The following is a 20,327-nucleotide window of genomic DNA, read 5'->3' as shown; positions in this document are numbered from 1 at the left end:
ATGGGGGTGAGGAGTTAGTGCCAAACTATAAATATAGAGCTATGAACGAAAAGGGAGAAAAGATAGAAGGAGTCTTTAATGCCGAATCTAGAGAAGACGTTAAGGAAATGATTCAAGCAAATAATTATTTTCCTCTCATGATTGAGGAGCCAAAGCAAGGTGTAAAGCTTGATTTTTCAGGTCTTGCTAAAGTGAAAACCAAGGATATTTCTGTGTTTTGCAGGCAATTTCATACTATGTTAGATGCTGGAAGTCCAATTAATAGTGCACTTCATATACTATCAACTCAGCATCCTAATAAAAAACTGAGAGAGGCTTTATCCATTGTAGAGGATGAAGTAAGAAAAGGCTCCACTCTTGCAGAAGCTATGACAAAGCCGAAGGATGTGTTTCCTAGTCTTTTAATAAGCATGATTGAAACAGGTGAGGTCAGTGGTACCTTAGATTCAGTAATGCTTAGAATGTCAAAGCATTATGAAAAAGAAAATAGAATAAACAACAAAATTAAAGGAGCCATGATATATCCTTTAGTTTTAGCAACAGTAGCTATTGGAGTTATTGTATTTATATTAGCCTTTGTAATGCCAATGTTTGTGGACATGTTCACTCAAGGAGGAGTTGAACTACCTACTTCCACTAAAATATTACTTGGTATAAGCTCAGGTATACAAAATTATGGATGGTTAATGCTTCTTACAATCATTTCCGTAGTTATAGTTTTAAGGCGGTATTTTAAAAGTGAAAAAGGACAGGAACTTTCAAGTAAGCTAAAATTAGCAATTCCAGTAATTAAAAAGCTTAATCAAAAGATTATTGTATCTAGATTTACAAGGACGCTATCCACAGTTTTAGCCTCTGGAATACCACTGGTTCAAGGACTTCAGGTAGTAAACGGGGTTATTGGAAACAAAGTTGCAGAAAAAGCCTTGGATGAAATAAAGGATAAAGTAATTAAAGGGGAAGGCCTTGCAGAACCCATAAAAGAGTGTGGAATATTCCCAATGATGCTATCTTCCATGATAAAAATTGGAGAAGAATCAGGATCATTGGATGATATTTTAAATAAAACTGCAGACTTCTACGATGAAGAGCTGGAAAATGAAATTCAAACAGCCACATCACTACTAGAGCCACTAATGATAGCGGTTATGGGAATAATATTAGGCTTTATCATAGTATCAATTATTACTCCAATCTTTGGAATGTATAATACTATCTAGCAGATAATGGACAAGCATACTTAATAAAAATTGGTATTTGGGCCAAAGGGTCTTAATATATATATAAATTAAAATGGGAGGTTTTCAAATGAAAGAAATATCAAACAAAAAAAGAAAAAAGAAAGGCTTCACACTAATTGAACTTATTATTGTAATCGCAATTATAGCAATCATAGGTGCTATAGCATTACCTAACTTTACTAAGATAAGAACAGAGTCAAAGGTTAAGGCTGAGAAGCAAAGTGTCCAAAATATAACAAGGATTACAGAAACTCTACTTATAGACCAAAAGCTATTACCAGGTGATGTAGTAAATATAGCATTTACTGGTACTAATGGTGCTGCTGTAGCAACCAAAACCGCAGCTACAACATCAGGTTCTGCAACTGATACCGAATTAACAGAATACTTTAAGGGTGTAAATAAGCCACAAGAAGATGGTAAGACAGGCTATAAAATTAGTATTGATTCAACCAGTAAGGAAGTTTCGGTTACTACAACTCCTGCTACTACTACTCCTTAATGTAATAAAGTGTAAAGCTACTCTAGCTTTACACTTTATACATAGTAAATTAAACAATAAAGTGTAGAGTTCACTTATCAAATATAATTAAGCATATAAGCTTAGTTATTAATTCTCTTGATATTGATTCTTGAACTGTGCACTTTATAATATACAAAAGAAAAAATAATAAATTTAAATACATTAAAAAGTAAAAATAGTATGAGAAAAATTGTTACATTTATTAAAGGGGTGTTATACTTGGCTATTACTATTCCAAAACTTAGCAATTTAAAAGAGCTACTTAATATGGATATTAAAACCTTAGGAAAAAATAAAATAAATAATAAAAAAAACACTGGTTATTTCTCTATGAGAAATTCACCAAAGAAACTTGTGTCTTTTGATATAGGCAGCCACAGCATTAAAGTTGTGGTAGGGGAAAGAGTAAAAGATAAGCTAATTGTAAGCAAGGCTTTTTCTGTTCCAATTTCAGAGGGAATTGTGGCAGATGGAAAGGTTTTGAATCCTTTAGAAATCACTAGATTATTAAAAGAAAATCTTGCTTTAAACAACGTTAAGATCAGTGATGCTGTATGCACTACCAATAGTACTGCTATTATAAATAGGGATATAGTGGTACCAAAGGGTGAGGAAAGTGAAATGGATGCAATCATAAACTTTTCTATACAACAATACCTTCATATTAATATGAGTGATTATACAATTCAATATGATATTTTAGGGCAGGTTGAAAGCGAAGGAGTAGAAAAATATAAAGCTCTAGTAATTACTTACCCTAATATCATGTCTAAGGATTATTTTAATCTTATTAAGGAATGTAATTTAGAACCCTATGCTTTAGATGTTGCGTTTAATTCCATAAAGAAGCTTTATAATAATACTCAGTATTTAAATGACAACTTCTTAGATAAAGAGGAGACCATAGCTTTTGTGGACATGGGTTGTAATACTATTAATGTACACATTTATAAAAGTGGGAACCTTGAATTTACTAGAGTTATTAAATCTGGTGGCAGTGACCTGGATGGAAGTATTTCTAGAAAATATGGCATAACCTTTGATGAAGCAGAAGAGAGAAAAATTAAATATAGTTGTCTTGAAGGTTATGGTGAATCAGAGGAGGTTCATGAATTTAATGAATTTTTAAAGGAAGAACTTCAACAATGGGTAGTAGAAATCCAAAGAATAGTTCAGTTTTATAAAAATAAAAGTGTTGGTAATATAATTGATAACATGTACATTTTTGGTGGCTCTTCTAAAATTAAGGGTATAGATGGATTTTTAAGAAACCAACTATCCATACCTGTAGAAACTATAAATACTATTGAAAATATAGTGGCACAAGATGGCAAGGTATTTGAGGATATAAATATATACTTAAATGCTTTAGGCGCTCTAATAAGGTTTTAGGTGGTGAAAATAAATGAGAGATTTTAACTTCTTTTTACCCTATTTACATGATAAAAAAGAAAGAAAAAATAAGAAAGCATATATTACTGCCACCTTAATTGTTGTAGCTATAATTGTATTAGGAACTTTTATTTATAATTCCTTTTATATTTTTACTTTGAAAGGTGACATAAAAACTTTAAAAAATACTTATGAGGCTTCAGATAATCAACAGCAGTTAGCAAAAGCAGAAGGACTTATTAAAACTAATAATATTCTTAATGATTATAATAAAGAATTGGAAAATATCTTTTCTGGTGTTTTAGATAGAAAAGTTGTTACCAGTCAATTACTATTTGATATATCAAATTCTATACCAAAGGAAATATCTTTCAAAAACTTGTCAGCTGATGGAACTGTTATTAATGTTCAGGGAATATCTAGCAGCAGAGTTGCAGTAGCTGAACTAGGACATAACCTAAAAAATCTTTCTTACTTTTCAGAGGTTCACATTGGAAATATAAATTTAGTGAGTAATGAGGGAACTGAACAGTATAGTTTTTCAATAAAATGTGCATTAAAGGGTGTGAATAGTGATGAAGCTAAGTAAGAGGGAAAAGGTGTTAATAGCTACATTAGGAGTTTTACTATTCCTTGGAGCATACTATAAATTTGTTTTTCTTCCGCAAAAGTGGAGAATAGAGGAATTAAAAAAAGATAAGGCTGCCTATGAGGAGAAAGTCAATAAGTTAAATACTTTAGTTGCAACTATACCGCAAAAAGAATCAGATATTAAAGTTCTAACTACAAAGATTAAAGATAAAAGTACTAAACTATATCCAGACATAATTCAAGAAAACATAGTTAGAGAATTAGATAAATTAATTAGTGACTCGGGAATTCACGGAAGTATAGGTTTTTCAGAAGTAGCTGTAGTCCCTATAGATAATTTTCAAAGAGAAGAGACAAACGCTAAGGACAGTAAGTTACAAGATTTAAAAGATCAATATGCCAATCCAACATCTGAGTCTTCAGTAAAAGAAAAGGCTTCAGAAGACAGCAGTAAACTTAAAACTGAAGATAAGACGGAACCTACAAAAAAAGAATCAAAAGGTGAAAATAACTCAGCAACCTCTAAGGCTGAAAACAGCTCAAAAGCACAACAATTAAAGGTAACCTTAAATTTTAATGGTTCCTATAGCAATGTAGTTGACTTTGTAAAAAGATTAGAGAATTATACCAAGCATATAGCTATGGTATCAATAAATATCTCTCAAAGTAGTGAAACTGAAATCACGGGCACTTGCGTTTTAGAATTTTATGCAGTACCTAAGATTACTGATGAAGATAAAGATTACTTCAATTGGGATCTACGAAATCCTTATGGAAAAGAAAATATATTTGATGGTTCTATGAGCATTAATCCTCCTAAGACTGTGGAGGACATAACTAATGCTGGTAAACCAAAATTTGACTTTGTCATGTCGGTAAAACCACAAAGCTCAGATATACCTACAATAATTTTAGGAAGAGCTAATGATGCGGACAGAAAATCCTATGTGTATGCAGATAGTAACAAAGTAGAAAACATTGAAATAATTTTAGAAAAAGAAAAAGATAAGTATTACTATAGATATAAAACTTCTAGGGATAGCTATCCACTAAATTTCCAGAGTGAAAAAGTAGAGTTTGATCTAGGCTCATCTGAAGTATATTTCAATATTCTATCATCTCTAAGACTTTCTGCTGATGACAAATCCGGTGCAAATATTAAGTTATCTAATAAGACAGACAAGAAAATTGTTGTCATTGTAGAGGGAGAAGACACTACATCACCGAGAATTAAAATAGAAGGTGATGGTGGCAATATTGAAGTTAAACAGGCACCCTAAGGGAGGGGAAATAGTTGAAGTTTTTTAGAGTTTATAAAAAGAAGGCTCTAACTTTAATTGAAGTTGTAATAAGTTTAGCAATACTATTTATTATAATGATACCCATATCTACTATGGCAATTCAAACAATTAAAATGAATAAACAGGCTGAAAACAAACAGCAGGCAACTGTAATTGCTCAAAAACTCATGGAGGAAGTTAAATCTTTGCCTGAGTATACTAACAGGATGCTAGAAGGTGGAGTAAATATGCAAGAAGATGAAAATTCATCCCTAGATTATAAAATTACAGGAGAAATAGAAGGTTTTAGAGTTGAAGGAACTATAAAGCCTTCTGTAAATTATAAAGGAAAAAATATTGATGAGACTTCTAAAATAAAAGTAGACGGAAGGGTAAAAATTAAAAAAGAAGGAATTAATAACAACGTATATGTGGATGAAATTTTTGCAATTGGAAACCCTAGTGAATTTTATATTAATAAAAAAGCTACAGGTACTGATTTGATTTTTAAAAATAGTACTAATACAGTTAATAAAACTATATCAAATACAAACTCAGTAGTAGAAATAATCGCTGATAAAGATACGTCAAACCAGTACAATATTAGGGTTTCTAATGGTACTAATGAAATTTTGAAAATATATTGCTACAAATACAACAATTCAACTGTAGAGTTCAATGTGATTAATGAAAAGGGTAAGGTCGTGTATTATGATAATCTTATAAAACAAGAACCTTCCAGTGAAGGAAGTACTATAAATAGAGTGTATGACATTTATATTAAGGTTGCTAAAGGGGATTCCTTCTATGAGATAAAATCCAACAAAGCTATGGGGAGATAAGGGGGGATTGTATGAGAGCAAAGAAAAAAGGATCAGCACTATTAACTGTAATCTTGGTTTTCGGTATATTGGTTACTGTAGGTTCTGCAGTAATGACGGTAGCTTTATCTGATGTAAAGTTAAGAGTAACTGAAAGTAAGAGAGTTCAAAACTTATATGGGTCGGAATCTGGATTAGAAGAAACTTATGGTGTAATGTCAAAATATGTAGATGAATCCATTGAGGCAGGTAATAATAAGGTAAAAATTTATTTAGAAACATTAAATAGTGAAGATGGCATACTAGCTGCGGAAAGACAAAAAGTTATTAATGATGAAAAGTATAATTCAGATTATATAAATCAAGATGGAACAGTGAAGACACAACAAATCAAAGCTAAAATTAACTTCTATTTTAAAGAAGGCTATAAAGAAGCTTTTACAAATAAAATTAAAAATGTTTTAGATAATAAAGAAGGATATATTCTAGGAACTAAAGAGTCTTCTCCTAGAGTAACCATTAAGAACTTAATGTCTGAGGTAGTTTTTTCTAGATTAAATCCCACTGCAACTGATCCTGAGGAATTGAGATTAACTTTAAGTTCGGCTTATGAAAAAATAAGCCAAGATGGATTTAAAAATTTAAGACAAGTTGAAAGCAATTTTAAAATTGCTATTCCAGAATATGATGCTCCATACTCTTTAGAAACAGAAAAGATATTATTAGCAGACAATATTATAAGAGGAAAGACCCTTGTCACAAATTCAAATTTACAGCTAAATAATAGTGCTAATTTAAATATGCAAGGAGAAGTTTTTGTACTGGGAAGTGGAAATGACTCAAATGCCTCTTCAGGAATTTTGATTAATGGACAAAATAGCATTTTAAATATGAAGAATGCAAGTATAATTTCCAAAGGAGACACTAAGATATTAGGTGCTGCTTCAAAGATTATAGGTGATGAAAACAGTATCTTATTTACAGGGAATTTGTCTATAGAAAAAAGTGCTCAAAGTTCTAATATGGATATCAAAGGTTCTGTATATGCAAATAATGATTTAGTATTGAATGGGGAAAAGTCAACTATAAACATAGCTAATGGATTTTACGGAGTTAATGATATTAGAAAAATTAGTATTGGAGATAAGAAAAAAAATTCCAGTAGCATAATCGTAAATGCTAAGGATATAGGTGAAACAGGAGGTTCTTCCATATCCATAGGAAATGACCTGGTGCTTTTAGGTACTGCGTATATTGATACAAAGCCGGAAAGTTATCAAACTGGAGAATCGGTTGGAGTTAAAGGAAATTATAAAGCTTATGCTTCAGCACTTGATAATGGGGGAAGTTATAGTAAAGGAAATATAATTTTTGACTATTTATCACCTCTTCAGTTAGCAAATAGGTTTAAGGATGGTAAAGAACTTACACTACAGGATAAAAATAACTATTTCATGACCTATTACAATAACAAAAAAGATACACTAAAGTTAAAGGGAATTAACTTACCCAAAAACATCTATACCTTAGGGGTAGCAATAAATAATGGTAGCGCCATAAGTGGTAATTATACTATTGATAATGATACTATTAAAAATAGTATAAAAACTTATGGAGCTAAAATCTCTGAGATTACTAGTGTTGATCAATATATTAACTTTTCAGCAATTAGTTCAACAATAAGTAAAGTATCAGAGATTGAAGGAATGAGGGAAATTGTATACCTATCAAAGGATAATATAGATTTGACTATATCAAATGGTAGTGGAACTGATACCAATAATAAGATATTTCTAAATGGTAAAAAAGCAAAAGGTATAATTATAACCTCTGGAAATGTGGTTATAGATGGAGCTGTAAACTTTGAAGGCACCATTATTTCAAATGGTACAATTACAGTTAAGGATAACTCTAATGTTACATTAAACAGTAATAAAAAAATTGTGGATTACTTAGTAGCAAAAAATTATGATCAGTTCACTAATGTTTTTAAAAATGACACTATAAATGCATCGAATAATATTGAGATTGATTCAGCCGCGGTTATGGAGAGTGCTCTTCAAAATATACCGAAAGATAATCTTATTAAGACAAGTAACTGGAAAATAGTGAAATAAAGAAGGGAAGAATCACATGAAAAAAAAGAAAGCTCTTACATTAATAGAGGTATTAATAGCTCTTTCTATTTTTGCAATAGTCATGGGGATAATCTTCCCTTTTTTCACCTCATCCCTTAAAGGTTTCAATACCACAACCATAAGATCTGAACTTCAAAATGATGGTGAAAACGTAATAAAAAATATATCTAAGACCGCTATGGAAGCTAAGAAAGTGAATTTAATTGATAATATTGATGTAGAAAGTAGCTCTGCTACCTACAAAATAGATGGTACTAATGTTAAATCAATAGAGTTTTTATCGGGAAGTGATTGTAAAAACGTATTTGAATTAGATAAGGGAGCATTTTATAAGGTTTTATCTCCAGGAAATAGGGTTTCCTTAGGAAAAAATGTAGAGTATATTGATATATCTCCATTAGATGGACTTACTTTTGAAAAAAGTCAGGGGATAAAAGTGAAATTAGTTATGGTAAAAAACAGTGTAAATTATGAAATAAGTAATACATTGTACTTTAGAAATAAAAGATAGAAGGGGGGAGAATTTGTGAAAAAGTATATTCTAAGAAATAAACTATTTTTAAAAATCATAATTGTTTTTGTTCTTATTGGAATTTTAGGTGTTGCTTATAAGGCTTACGCAGCTGGTGAAAAGCCAGAACTAAACATTAATGCAAGTGCTAGTAAGCCATCTGTTTATGTAAATGAGGAATTTGATATTAATTACACAATAAATCCACAACCATTGAATGTAAGTGATATAAATAAAAAAGTAAATAAGGAAATTATTTTAGTAATAGACACATCAGGAAGTATGGATGAATTAATCACTTCACGACCTAGAAAGACAAGAATGGAAGCATTAAAAGATGCAGCAAATAATTTTATCAGTAAATTTCAAAATGAAAACACTACCAAAATAGGCATTGTAACCTATGATTATAATGGTCGTAATACTAAATCATTGACTAATGCCACATATCAAGAGGATTTAAAAGCAATAATCAATGGATTAGATGCAAATGGAGCAACTAATATTGGCGATGGAATAAGAGTTGCACAAAAAATGTTTTCCAGTGATATTTCAGTGAAAAAGTATTTAGTTTTAATGTCAGATGGTATGCCAACTTCTTTAACTTATTCAGGTTATGCTGGAGGGTATAATGATGATTATAATAAATATGATTATCAAAGTAGAAATTATACTTATTATAGACTACCAAATGATTTAAGAAAAGGGGATAGAACTTGGCAATATTTTAGTAGTATAAACGATACAACTGATTTAAAATATGGAACTTATGGAAATACAGACCCCAAAGGGTATTGCTTAGAATATAGTACTTTGATGGCTGAAAATCTAAAAAGTTTAAAGATAACAAACTATGTCATAGGCTTTAGTGGAGGGAGTGATAGCACAAAGCTCACACAAATTGCTTCCGCTGGAGCAGGCAGTTACTATGATGCTAAGGATGCAGAAACTATAAATAGTGTTTATTTAGATATAGCGGACAAGATTAAAGCAGATTTTTCAGTGGAAGGTGCTACAATTAATTTCTCGCTTCCTGATGGCTTGGAATATGTTATGAATACTTTTGACACTCAGGTAAATGGAAATAATTACTCTAAGCTAATTCCAAGTATAGTTTATAAATTAAATTCAAATAATACCCAATATATTGCAGAACCACTAAGTATAAGTCTAAACTTAAAGGGGAATAAAAAAGGAGTTTATGAGTTAGCGGGGACTAACTGGAACTTATCATATAAAGTTATTAATGGAAATGCTATAAATAAACTTTTACCAAAGGTTACTATTACAGTTGAAAAGTATAATGCAGAATTTCAAATGTCAAGAAAATTAATACCAGAACAAAATCAAGGTAAGTTTAACGTAAATAATGAATTTACTATGGAATACTCAATAACTCCTAATCCTATACAAATACAAAGTACTGAAAAACAAAAGGAAATAATGTTAGTAGTTGATACTTCAGGCAGTATGGACTGGTCAGTGGACAAAGATGAGAAAGTATCTGGAAAACCATCCAGATTAGAACTTACCAAAACTGCATTAAATAATTTCATTAATAAGTTTAACAACTCTACTAATGTTAAAATTGGTCTTATTACTTATTCAAATAGAGGTAATGTATTTACATACAATAATAATTATTTATTTGAAGCAAGTAACTCTCAAGTAATAAGAGATAAAGTAAGTGCACTCTCTGCAAATGGAGGTACAAATTTAGGAGATGGAATAAGAAAATCTATATGGGCATTATCAGATAATAAGGATTCGAAAAAGTTTGTTGTACTCATGACAGATGGAGAACCGACATTTTATTCGTATTATGGCTCTTATTATTATAGAAATTATTATACTGAAATAGATAATAAAAATGTGGATTATAATGAGAATAATGACTTAGAAAAAGGATTAGAGTATAGTAATATCATGGCAGGAATATTAAAGGAAAATAAGGATTTAGATTTAAAAACTTTTGCCATAGGCTTTTCAAAAGGGGCTAATGCAGATAAACTTAAAGAAATTGCAGTTAAGGCAGGCGGGGATTACCTGGATGCAACTAGTGACAACGAAAATGCAATAACTGAAGTTTATAGTAATATTGCTGAACAAATTAAGGCAGATTTAGCACTAGAAAACGTTAAATTTACTCAACAACTACCAGAGGGGCTTGTTTTATCAGAAACTGGTGGTAATTCTATCACTAAGGATTTAAAAGTAAACTATACCTACAATAGCACTACAAAACAATATGAGGCTGAACCTATAAGTTTTACTGTAAAAGTTAAAGGTACCAAGGTAGGAAGTTATGAACTTAAGGATGATGCAAAGTTATCGTATAAAGATTTGGATGGTACTTCTAGTGAAAAGTTCTTTGATCCACTTAGTATTTCCATATTGGACAGTTTTATAATAAAACAAGGTTTATTCCAACCTAATGGCAATAATACTAATATTATTCATGTTGGAGAAAAGAATATCAAATATATTAGCAACCTAAATTTAGATATAGCGCCTAACTCAGAATATCAACTTGCAACATTTGTAAGAACCAATGGACAAGAAACACCAATAAATATTAAACTAAATTCAAGTAATAATACTGAAGTTACTAAGATGAAGGTTATATCCGTTAATGTTTTTACTGTTAATTCAGATGGAACACTTACAAAATTAACATCAATAGCTCCTATTATAGAAAATGATAGCAGTGCTTCTCCCAATATTAAGGTAACTTTGAATGGTGAAACTACCAGTGAGTATAAGTACTATATAATTAATTATAACTATGTAGTAAATGAAGCTAAAGAAGATACTAATAGTATGATTATAAATAGGGCAAACATTATTGGAACTGATAAGTTCAATGATTTTAATACAAGAATAACTTCAATGCCTGATGTATTTTGATTTATAATTTTATAAGGATTAGAGATATGATAAATAGAACTTGACTAAGGAAATCACCTAAGTGAAGCTCTATTTTTTATGTTGATGATTCAAGGTGCTTTTACTGAATACATGAATTACATTGAATTTTAAGATAAATTGCTTAATTTTCATTAGCAAAGTATCATTCAAATATAGGGTAGTTAAGTTTATAGATAAATAGACTTATAACTTAAAGGTTTCATAAACACATATATAGTCTAAACTTATGTAAAAATAAACTACTAATTGCTTTGGATAGTGTATCTTTATAGAAAAATAATTTTTATTAATGATTGGTTATTGTAAAGTTGAATCTTCATAAAAAAATAATATAATAATATGTATTTGAGGGTGGAAATATTTATATCAAATGATTTAATATGAATAATTTGGATATTATTATAATAAAGTAAAACTTAATTATTACTTGATTATTAATTTAGGTGGTTTAAAATGAGTAGAAAACATTTAATGATAAATAAGAAAGGGTTCACCCTCATAGAACTAATCATAGTCATAGCCATAATAAGCATAATTGCATCTATAGCTGTTCCAAACTATATGTCTTATAAAGAAGATGCAAAGGTGAAGGCAGACCAAATATCTGCTCAAAATATTGCAGTAGCAGTAAAAGTTGAGTTAAGCAAAGGTATAACTCCAGAGAATATTAGAAACAACGGATATAAGAAAATTGCAGATGAATATTTTAATGGAGTAATGCCGAAGGCTCAATTATCAGGAGGTAACTTTATTATTAATATAATAGATAATAATAATATTGCTGTAAGTACAACTAGGTACAGGTTGTATCCGCAATTTGAAAAAATTAACTAAGGGATAGAGTTACTATTAACTCTATCCCTTAGCTTATAATTTTAATATTTAAAATCTGTAAAGAGGCTATAAAAATCCTATAATATTCCTTAAGAATTTTTCATTTAAACAATAGAAATTAATATTAAAGATTCTTAAGTTGTTAATCGTAATTATTATTTAGTAAGCTTTTCTATACCAACTTCTATCCTCTTGATTGTTTCTTCCTTACCAAGAATTTCTGCTATTTCAAAAGCTCCACCTGGTGTTGCAGCTTTTCCAGATATAGCAGTTCTAATTGGCCAAAGCATTTGACCATTTTTAATTCCTAAAGTTACAACAAGCTTCATCATCTCGTCATGTAAAACTTCTGCTTTCCAGTCACTAATTGTTTCTAGTATTGGTAGAGCAGCTTTTAAGCTCTCTAAAGAGTTTTCCTCAGTTGTTTTCATTTTTTTATGAATGTAAAGCTCAGTGCTGTACTCTGGAAGTTCATCAATAAAGTCTATTCTCTCAGGAATATCTGTTAAAACTTCAGCTCTACTTTGAACTAAGTTACTAATTTTCAATAAATCGATATTTGGATTCTTAACTACAGTTTTAATATAAGGCTCAGCCATTTTAAAGAAAGCTTCAGGTGTTTGCTTTTTAATATATTCGCTGTTCATCCATTTTAGTTTTTGCATATCAAACACTGCAGGAGATTTATTGATTTTTCTGTAATCGAAAATCTTCACAAGTTCTTCTAAAGAAAATATTTCTTCGTTAGTTCCAGGGTTCCAACCTAATAGGGACACGAAGTTTACAATAGTATCTATTAGATAGCCTTGTTCAAATAGATCTTCGAAGGAAGAGTGTCCGCTTCTTTTGCTCAATTTTTGATGCTCTTCATTAGTAATTAGTGGACAATGAACGTATACAGGTACTTCCCATCCAAAAGCATCATATAATCTGTTGTATTTTGGAGATGAGGATAAATATTCGTTTCCTCTAACTACGTGAGTAATACCCATTAAGTGGTCATCTACCACATTTGCAAAGTTGTAAGTTGGAAGCCCATCAGATTTAATTAGAACCATATCGTCTAGTTCATTATTTGGTACAGAAATTGTTCCATAAATTTCATCTTCAAAAGTAGTGAAGCCCTCAGTAGGATTGTTTTGTCTTATCACATAGGGAAGTCCTGCTGCAAGGTTTTTCTCTACTTCTTCTGTAGAAAGGTGGGAGCAATGTTTATCATATTTAAAAGTTCCACCTTTTTCTTCAATTTCACTTCTTAGGGCATCAAGTCTTTCCTTGTCACAGAAGCAGTAATAAGCTTCACCTTTAGAAACTAGTTCCTTAGCATATTCTAAATAAAGGCCTTTTCTTTCACTTTGAATATAAGGACCTACTGGACCACCTACATCTGGACCTTCATCATGATGTAATCCTGTAAGTTTTAAAGTATTATATATTATGTCTATTGCACCTTCAACAAATCTCTCTTGATCTGTATCTTCAATTCTTAAGATGAAATCTCCACCTTCATGCTTAGCGATTAGGTAAGCATAAAGCGCAGTTCTAAGATTTCCTACATGCATTTTACCCGTTGGGCTTGGCGCATATCTAGTTCTAACTTTATTCATTTTGTTCACTCCTGTAAATTTCTATTTATTTCTCTCATTTAAATAAACATATTTTGGAAGTCCATTTTCATACTTAATTTTTGGTTCTCCCATGATTAGAGGTAGTGTATATTCATAAGCCTCTTTAGTTACATTATTACCTTCTGGATTTATCCACTCTTTAGGGAAGTATTTTATTGAGTTAGCAACCTTTGAAGTATGAACAGCAAATGGTTCAGATTTATAAGGATTATTTTGAATTCTTCTGATTCCAATCATGTTTCCGCTTTCACCATCTTTAGAGTACTCTAAAGCAAAGGCGCCACTTTCATAGGCTTCATCAATATCAGTTTGTGAAGCAAAATGCATTGCACAACGTTGAAGGGTTGAAAGTTCAACAGCTCTTACTTTTTTGCAAACCCCATTTTCAATGATTAAATTTTTTAAGTAGCCACATACACCACCAAGTTGTGCATGACCAAATTTATCATATCCAGCAGTAGATTGCATTTCTCCTAGGAATATACCTTCAGCAGTTCTAATACCTTCAGAAACCACAATAACTAATCTGTTTTTATTTTTTAATTTGTTTTCTACATCTTTAAGGAACTGATTAGTATTAAATGGTATCTCAGGTAAGTAGATTAAATCTACTACAGGTTCCCCATTTAAAGTTGCGATACAAGAGCTTGCAGCAAGCCAACCAGTATCTCTTCCCATAGCTTCTAAAATGAATATGTTCTTAGTTTCATAAACACTAGCATCCAAGCTGTTTTCTAGAGCTATAGTTGCAATAAACTTAGCTGCACTTCCAAAGCCTGGAGTGTGATCCATTACAGGTAAATCATTATCTATAGTTTTAGGAACACCTATAAATTTAATATCTATGTTATGTTCTTTAGCATAGTTGCTTAACTTATGAACTGTATCCATGGAGTCATTTCCACCTATGTAAAAGAAGGTTTTTATCTGGTTTTTCTCTAGTATTTCAAATAATTTTATGTATTCTTCTTTGCTTTCAGCATAGGATTTAAGTTTATATCTACAAGAACCTAATCCAGAAGAAGGTGTATATTTAAGACCATGTACTGCATCTTTGTCTATTTCACAAAGGTTAATAATATTTTCCTTTAAAATTCCTTCTATACCGTTTAATCCAGCAAAAACTTTGTCATAATATTTAACTTCTTCATTTTTTTCAAATATTCCTATAGCACTAGCATTAATAACAGAAGTAGGACCTCCTGATTGAGCCACTATACAATTTCTCATATTTTTGTACTCCCTTCAAATTTCATTACTTTTTCCATTATAATATAAATCCTTGTTTGTAACAATTGTAACTATAAATATTATTATCCTAAATAGGTAAAAAATATATGGTATAATAATGATTTAAGGACTATAATATTTTCTTAGATAAATTTTATAATCTTTTCAAAGATAAAACTTCAAGGTCAAATATTAATTAACTTTAGGAGATAACTAACTTTAAGTGTTAGCATCTTTATATAAAGCTTAACACAAAGGGATTGAAAATATCCTTTATTATATAGAATGTAATGAAAATAGTGGGTAAATACGTCTAACTCTATTTTGCATTCTCTCTAGTATAAGTTGCTTAAAATTATCTTATAATTTAGAAGTAATATTGCAACTTACATACTTTCCTAAATGAAGCTAAATTAATATTAGAAATGGAAAAAATCAAATTATAATATTTATTTTTATAAAGTGGTTTTTATAAAAGTTAGGTAACTTTGTAACTATATGTGTCAACCTAACTATAAATTTAAGTTGATAAAGAAGCAAAATACTATTATTCTTATCTATAAAATAAGTAAACAATAGGAGGAAAATATGAATATGACTTTATATCCTGTAGAAAAAGAAAACAAGTATGGCTATGTAAACATAAATGGAGATGTGGTAATTCCATTTAGATTTGATTTTGCAGATGAATTTGAAAATAATATGGCTTTTGTGGAAGTAGATGGTCTATGTGGTTTTATTGATGAGGATGGGGAATATTTAGTTAAACCAAAATATGACGATATTAATTATTTTAATGAAGGTATGGCTGTAGTAGAAATTAACCATAGATATGGATATATAAACCCTAAAGGTGAAGAGTTAATTAGTATAAAATATGAGGATGCAAAGGGCTTTACTAAGGGGTTAGCTGCTGTAAAGCTTTTAGGCAAATATGGCTACATAAATTACAAAGGAGAAATGGTAATTAAACCAACCTTTGATGAAGCAAATGAATTTAACGAAAATGAATTAGCACTTGTAAAGAAAGGCGAAAAGTATGGGTACATTGACTCAGAGGGAAAGCTCGCAATAGATTTAATTTATGATTTTGCAAATGATTTTATTGATGGGCTAGCTGCTGTAGCAGTAGGAGAAGAGTATTTTTTTATAGATGAAAAAGGAAATAAAGCTATTCAGGGAGATTTCGATTTTATAGGAAACTTTAATGAAGGGTTTGCACCTGTTTCAGTTGAGGATACTTGGGGCTTTGTAGACTTACAGGGAAATATGGTTATAGAGCCTAAATATCACTGGACAGATAGCTTTAGCAATGGATATGCAGTTATTTCTATGGATGATAAATATGGGTTCATCGATAAAAATGGCAACATAATTATTGAGCCTAAATATGATAATGTATTTGATTTTAGCGAAGATTTATTTGCAGTTGAGGTAAATGGACTTTGGGGTTATGTAGATATTAATGACAATATTATAATTAGTCCTAAGTTTGAAGAAGCTGAGAATATTATAAATGGAGTAGCAAAGGTTAAATATAAGGGCAAAGAAACATATATTAAGAAGGATGGGAGTTTTATTCTAAATTCTTAGTTGATGATTTGCATTGTTAAAGAAGAATTCTTATTTACTATATAAGAGAAAATCTTCATAGGAAAAGATTAAATTTAATGGGGGGATAGATATGAGAGTTATTGACTTACATTGTGATACCGTAATGAAGTTAATGGAAGGAAAGGAAAAAGTAAATTTAAGAAGAAATGACTTTTCTGTGGATTTGGAAAGACTTCAAAAGTCTAATTCAATGGCACAATTTTTTGCACTTTTTATTGAAAAAGAATATGTGGAAAATCCTTTTGAATTCTGCATGGATATGGCAGATCGAATCCATGCAGAAATTAAAAGTAATAGTGAGATTATTAAACTTGCAACTAACTATGAAGAGTTAATTAGAAACAATGAAGAAGGAAAAATTTCTGCATTTTTAACTATTGAAGAAGGTGGAGCTCTTAAGGGAAAGTTATCGAATTTAAGAAATTTTCACAAGCTAGGAGTTAGGCTTATTACATTAACTTGGAATTATGAAAATGAAATAGGATATCCAAACAAAAATTCTAATTTTATAAATAATGGATTAAAGGCTTTTGGGTTAGAAGTGGTAGAGGAAATGAATAACTTAGGCATGATTATTGACGTTTCTCACCTCTCAGATGGAGGCTTCTATGACGTTGCTAAATATTCTAAATATCCTTTTGTGGCATCTCATTCAAATGCTAGAGAAGTTTGTGCTCATAGAAGAAACTTAACAGATGATATGATAAAAATTTTAAGTAATAAAGGTGGAATTACAGGAATCAATTTTGAAAGAAGCTTTTTAAACAATGATGGAAGAAGCAATATTGAAGATATGATAAAACACATTAATCACATTTACAATGTAGGTGGTATTGAGGTTATAGCCTTAGGAACAGATTTAGATGGTATAAATTCAAAGGGCATAGAAATAGACAACATTGGAGATATTCATAAACTTTCCCATGCTTTAGTTAAGGATGGGTTTTCAGAGGATGAAGTGGAAAAGATTTTTTATAAAAATGCAATGAGATTAATAAAAGATGTGATGAGATAAGTATATGTATTGAATTTAATAAGTATAATAATAAAAGCAAAGATATTAACCTTTGCTTTTTTATTAAATTTATTATTAATTTCAAAATTTTACAACTATTTCAGAGTTATTTCTGGTAGAATATAATTACAGATAATATTTCCTGTTATTAAAAAAAGGAGAGATAGTATGAAATATCCTAAAATCGTATACAAACCTTCTCAAAATGCCATAGAGTTAAAGAAAGTTGATATTGAAGGAAATGTTTGTGGAGAGTTTGTTGAATTTACAATTAATCATGTGTACGAGAATAAAGGCAAAGGAGATGTGGAAGCAATTTATAACTTCCCAATTCCTGAAACTGCAGTATTATCCGGTTTTGAAGCAAATATTGGCGGCAGAACTATAAAGGGTAAGGTAGAAGGTAAAGAGGAAATTGATAAAATTTATAATAATGTAGCTGAACAAGGCACTAGTAATTTCCTTTTAGAGGAGTTTAGCGAGAATAATTTTAGAATCTCCATAGGAAAGATTCTTTCTGGAGAAACTATTAATATTAAAATTTCCTATATTGAAGAATTAATTTATGACAATAACAAGTTGAAGTTAACAATCCCTAAAGTAATTCCACCAGTTAAGGCTTATTCTAGCAGTAAAAAGCCAATAGCTATACTAAAAAATAATCATAACTACAAATTAAACTTAAATTTATTGGTGGAATCCTTTGAAGAAACAAAAATTACTTGTCCTTCTCATAGGATTACTGTTGAAGGTGGAGAAAGTAATCTATATAAGATTACCCTTGAAAATGAAGAGCAAAAGTTAACGGAAGATATGGTAATTTATCTTGAGGAGAGAGAACTTCAAGAAACTACGGGAATGGTTTATGAAAATTATAGAGAAAAGAATGGTATTTTGTATCTAAGGTTTATTCCCGATATTCAAGATATTAATAATATAAATTATGGGAATTATATTTTCCTAGTAGATATCTCTGATTCCATGAAGGGAGATAAGATAAAAGAGGCCAAAAGGGCACTTCAGTTATGTATAAGAAATTTAACTGAACAAGATACTTTTAACATTGTGGCTATGGGAGATAAACTACATTATTTCTCAGAAGAAAGAAGAGTCAGATTTAATGAAGAAAGCTTAAAAGCTGCTTCTCAATGGATTGATAATTTACAGTGTGAAGATGATGCAGTTATATTTGAGGGAATAAAATATGCTTTTGAAAAAGAACATGAAGGGGAAGAAAATACAATTTTATTATTTACAGATGATATTGTAGATGATGAGAAAGAAATTTTAGATTATGTTGATGAGGTTTGCAGAGAAAGCAGAATATTCCCCTTTGGTATTGATGCTTCAGTAAACACCTACTTTATTAATAAACTTGCAAGAATAACTTATGGTAAAGCAGAATTCATCAATAGAAAAAGAAGAATAGAGGATTCTATTCTAAAACAATTCAATAGAATTAGAGGCCTTCAAATCACTGACGTTGAAATTGACTGGGGAAATATGAAAGTAGAAAAAACTTATCCTAGAACTATAGAATATATGTATGATGAAGAGCCTTTCTCAATTTTTGCAAGAGTTCAAGGACAGCTTGAGGGTGTAGTTACTCTTAGAGGCAAGGTAGGGAATAGAAGAGTTCAAAGAAGAATTAGTCTAACAAGCTTGGATTTAGAGGTGAATGCAAATTTAATTGAGAAGGTATGGTATAAAAAGAGACTAGAATCTTTAGAAAACAGAATAGTTTACGAGCGTGGGGAAGTTTATAATTCAATGAAAAATAAAATAGTAGAGTTATCTACTAAGGTTGGAATAATAAGCACAGAAACTTCCTTTATATTAATAGAAGAGTTATATGAACCTGTTTTAGGAATAGCCATGAGAAAGTTTTTACCTGTAAAGGTTCAAGATGTTGAGGATGATAACATATCTACCACACCTAGTTTGTATTATAACCATTCATTAAATGGGGTTTCCTTTAATGAAGAAATATTAAGTTTGGACCTAAGGGAAGAACTTCTTAGAATACTAGCAACTCAACAGTTAGCAAGCGGGGCTTTTGCTAATTCCTATGAGGAGGAGAAGTATATTAAATTTATGTCTACCTTAAAGGGGATTTTAGCCTTCACCTTAGGTAAGGAAGATATAACTATGTACAAAAATCTTCTTGCAAAAGCATTATCCTATGTAATGGAAAATTCACAAGATGAAATAACTCATGAGGAAGCAATTATTCCATTCATATATTTAACTATAAAAACTGCATTATCTAAAGGAATAGTTAAATCAGAAGTTCGTGAAGTTTTTAATACTGAATGTAAAAGATTAGAAGAGATATTAACTAGTAAAGGAATAGATGTTGCAAAGATATCAGAAGAGTTTATTGCCTTTATTGAAAATAACGTTGAAGGCCAAGACACTTTAAATACTTTAATAGATAAAACTATATTAAAAACTAAATAGCCTTTATTAGAGCTTGTTACAGTGAAATAACATACACTGTAGCAAGCTCATCTTCGTTTTATATAGATTTTTCAGCATTATAAGTTATAATTAAATAGTACTAAGATTTTAGGAGATTTTT

At 30.2% G+C, this 20,327-nt stretch carries 15 protein-coding genes; 13 read left to right on the top strand and 2 right to left on the bottom strand.

All coding sequences use genetic code 11. The features are described from left to right. The first annotated feature begins 17 nt into the window (after positions 1-17). From B3040_RS09140 to B3040_RS09095, 10 genes are all read left to right on the top strand, one after another. On the top strand, positions 18-1,220 hold the full coding sequence (locus B3040_RS09140; protein WP_291572444.1) for a type II secretion system F family protein: 1,203 nt from the start codon (positions 18-20) through the stop codon (positions 1,218-1,220). Between the two features lie 88 nt (positions 1,221-1,308). After that, on the top strand, positions 1,309-1,743 hold the full coding sequence (locus B3040_RS09135) for a prepilin-type N-terminal cleavage/methylation domain-containing protein (RefSeq protein ID WP_291572443.1): 435 nt from the start codon (positions 1,309-1,311) through the stop codon (positions 1,741-1,743). A gap of 240 nt (positions 1,744-1,983) precedes the next feature. Next, on the top strand, positions 1,984-3,156 hold the full coding sequence (pilM, locus tag B3040_RS09130) for a pilus assembly protein PilM (protein ID WP_291572442.1): 1,173 nt from the start codon (positions 1,984-1,986) through the stop codon (positions 3,154-3,156). Positions 3,157-3,169: 13 nt separating this feature from the next. Next, positions 3,170-3,745 carry a PilN domain-containing protein gene (locus B3040_RS09125; RefSeq protein WP_291572441.1) on the top strand — a complete coding sequence of 192 codons (576 nt, stop codon included), beginning with the start codon at positions 3,170-3,172 and terminating at the stop codon, positions 3,743-3,745. After that, positions 3,732-5,027, top strand: coding sequence for a hypothetical protein (locus B3040_RS09120; protein ID WP_291572440.1), 1,296 nt, complete (start codon positions 3,732-3,734; stop codon positions 5,025-5,027). The genes B3040_RS09125 and B3040_RS09120 overlap by 14 nt, the downstream gene beginning before the upstream one ends. A gap of 14 nt (positions 5,028-5,041) precedes the next feature. Then, a complete protein-coding gene (locus B3040_RS09115) occupies positions 5,042-5,869 on the top strand; it encodes a type IV pilus modification PilV family protein (RefSeq protein WP_291572438.1) in 828 nt (275 codons plus the stop codon). An 11-nt stretch (positions 5,870-5,880) separates the two neighbouring features. After that, on the top strand, positions 5,881-7,965 hold the full coding sequence (locus B3040_RS09110) for a hypothetical protein (RefSeq protein ID WP_291572437.1): 2,085 nt from the start codon (positions 5,881-5,883) through the stop codon (positions 7,963-7,965). Positions 7,966-7,981: 16 nt separating this feature from the next. Further along, complete coding sequence (locus B3040_RS09105) at positions 7,982-8,497, top strand: PilW family protein (protein WP_291572436.1); 516 nt, start codon at positions 7,982-7,984, stop codon at positions 8,495-8,497. 15 nt (positions 8,498-8,512) lie between these two features. Then, on the top strand, positions 8,513-11,404 hold the full coding sequence (locus tag B3040_RS09100) for a vWA domain-containing protein (RefSeq protein WP_291572433.1): 2,892 nt from the start codon (positions 8,513-8,515) through the stop codon (positions 11,402-11,404). 474 nt (positions 11,405-11,878) lie between these two features. Continuing rightward, positions 11,879-12,259: a prepilin-type N-terminal cleavage/methylation domain-containing protein gene (locus B3040_RS09095; protein WP_291572432.1), complete on the top strand. Its 381-nt coding sequence runs from the start codon at positions 11,879-11,881 to the stop codon at positions 12,257-12,259. A 155-nt stretch (positions 12,260-12,414) separates the two neighbouring features. On the opposite strand, the gene gltX is transcribed toward B3040_RS09095, so the two are convergent. Further along, entirely contained in the window at positions 12,415-13,866 is a 1,452-nt protein-coding gene (gene gltX / locus B3040_RS09090) for a glutamate--tRNA ligase (RefSeq protein WP_291572430.1), read from the bottom strand. Positions 13,867-13,887: 21 nt separating this feature from the next. Further along, positions 13,888-15,117, bottom strand: coding sequence for a 6-phosphofructokinase (locus tag B3040_RS09085; RefSeq protein WP_291572428.1), 1,230 nt, complete (start codon positions 15,115-15,117; stop codon positions 13,888-13,890). A 588-nt stretch (positions 15,118-15,705) separates the two neighbouring features. Between B3040_RS09085 and B3040_RS09080 the strand changes: the two genes are divergently transcribed. The 3 genes from B3040_RS09080 (at position 15,706) to B3040_RS09070 (ending at position 20,206) form a co-directional block, all read left to right on the top strand. Next, complete coding sequence (locus B3040_RS09080) at positions 15,706-16,710, top strand: WG repeat-containing protein (protein WP_291572425.1); 1,005 nt, start codon at positions 15,706-15,708, stop codon at positions 16,708-16,710. A gap of 91 nt (positions 16,711-16,801) precedes the next feature. Continuing rightward, on the top strand, positions 16,802-17,746 hold the full coding sequence (locus B3040_RS09075) for a dipeptidase (RefSeq protein WP_291572423.1): 945 nt from the start codon (positions 16,802-16,804) through the stop codon (positions 17,744-17,746). A gap of 168 nt (positions 17,747-17,914) precedes the next feature. Then, the gene (locus B3040_RS09070) at positions 17,915-20,206 is read left to right on the top strand and encodes a VIT and vWA domain-containing protein (protein ID WP_291572421.1); all 2,292 of its coding nucleotides are present in this window, start codon (positions 17,915-17,917) and stop codon (positions 20,204-20,206) included. Positions 20,207-20,327: the final 121 nt, after the last annotated feature.

The organism is Clostridium sp. UBA4548, assembly GCF_002387895.1.
Classification (GTDB): domain Bacteria; phylum Bacillota; class Clostridia; order Clostridiales; family Clostridiaceae; genus Clostridium_J.
Note: the sequence above shows the minus strand (reverse complement) of the source record. Positions and strands in the feature narration are given on the sequence as shown.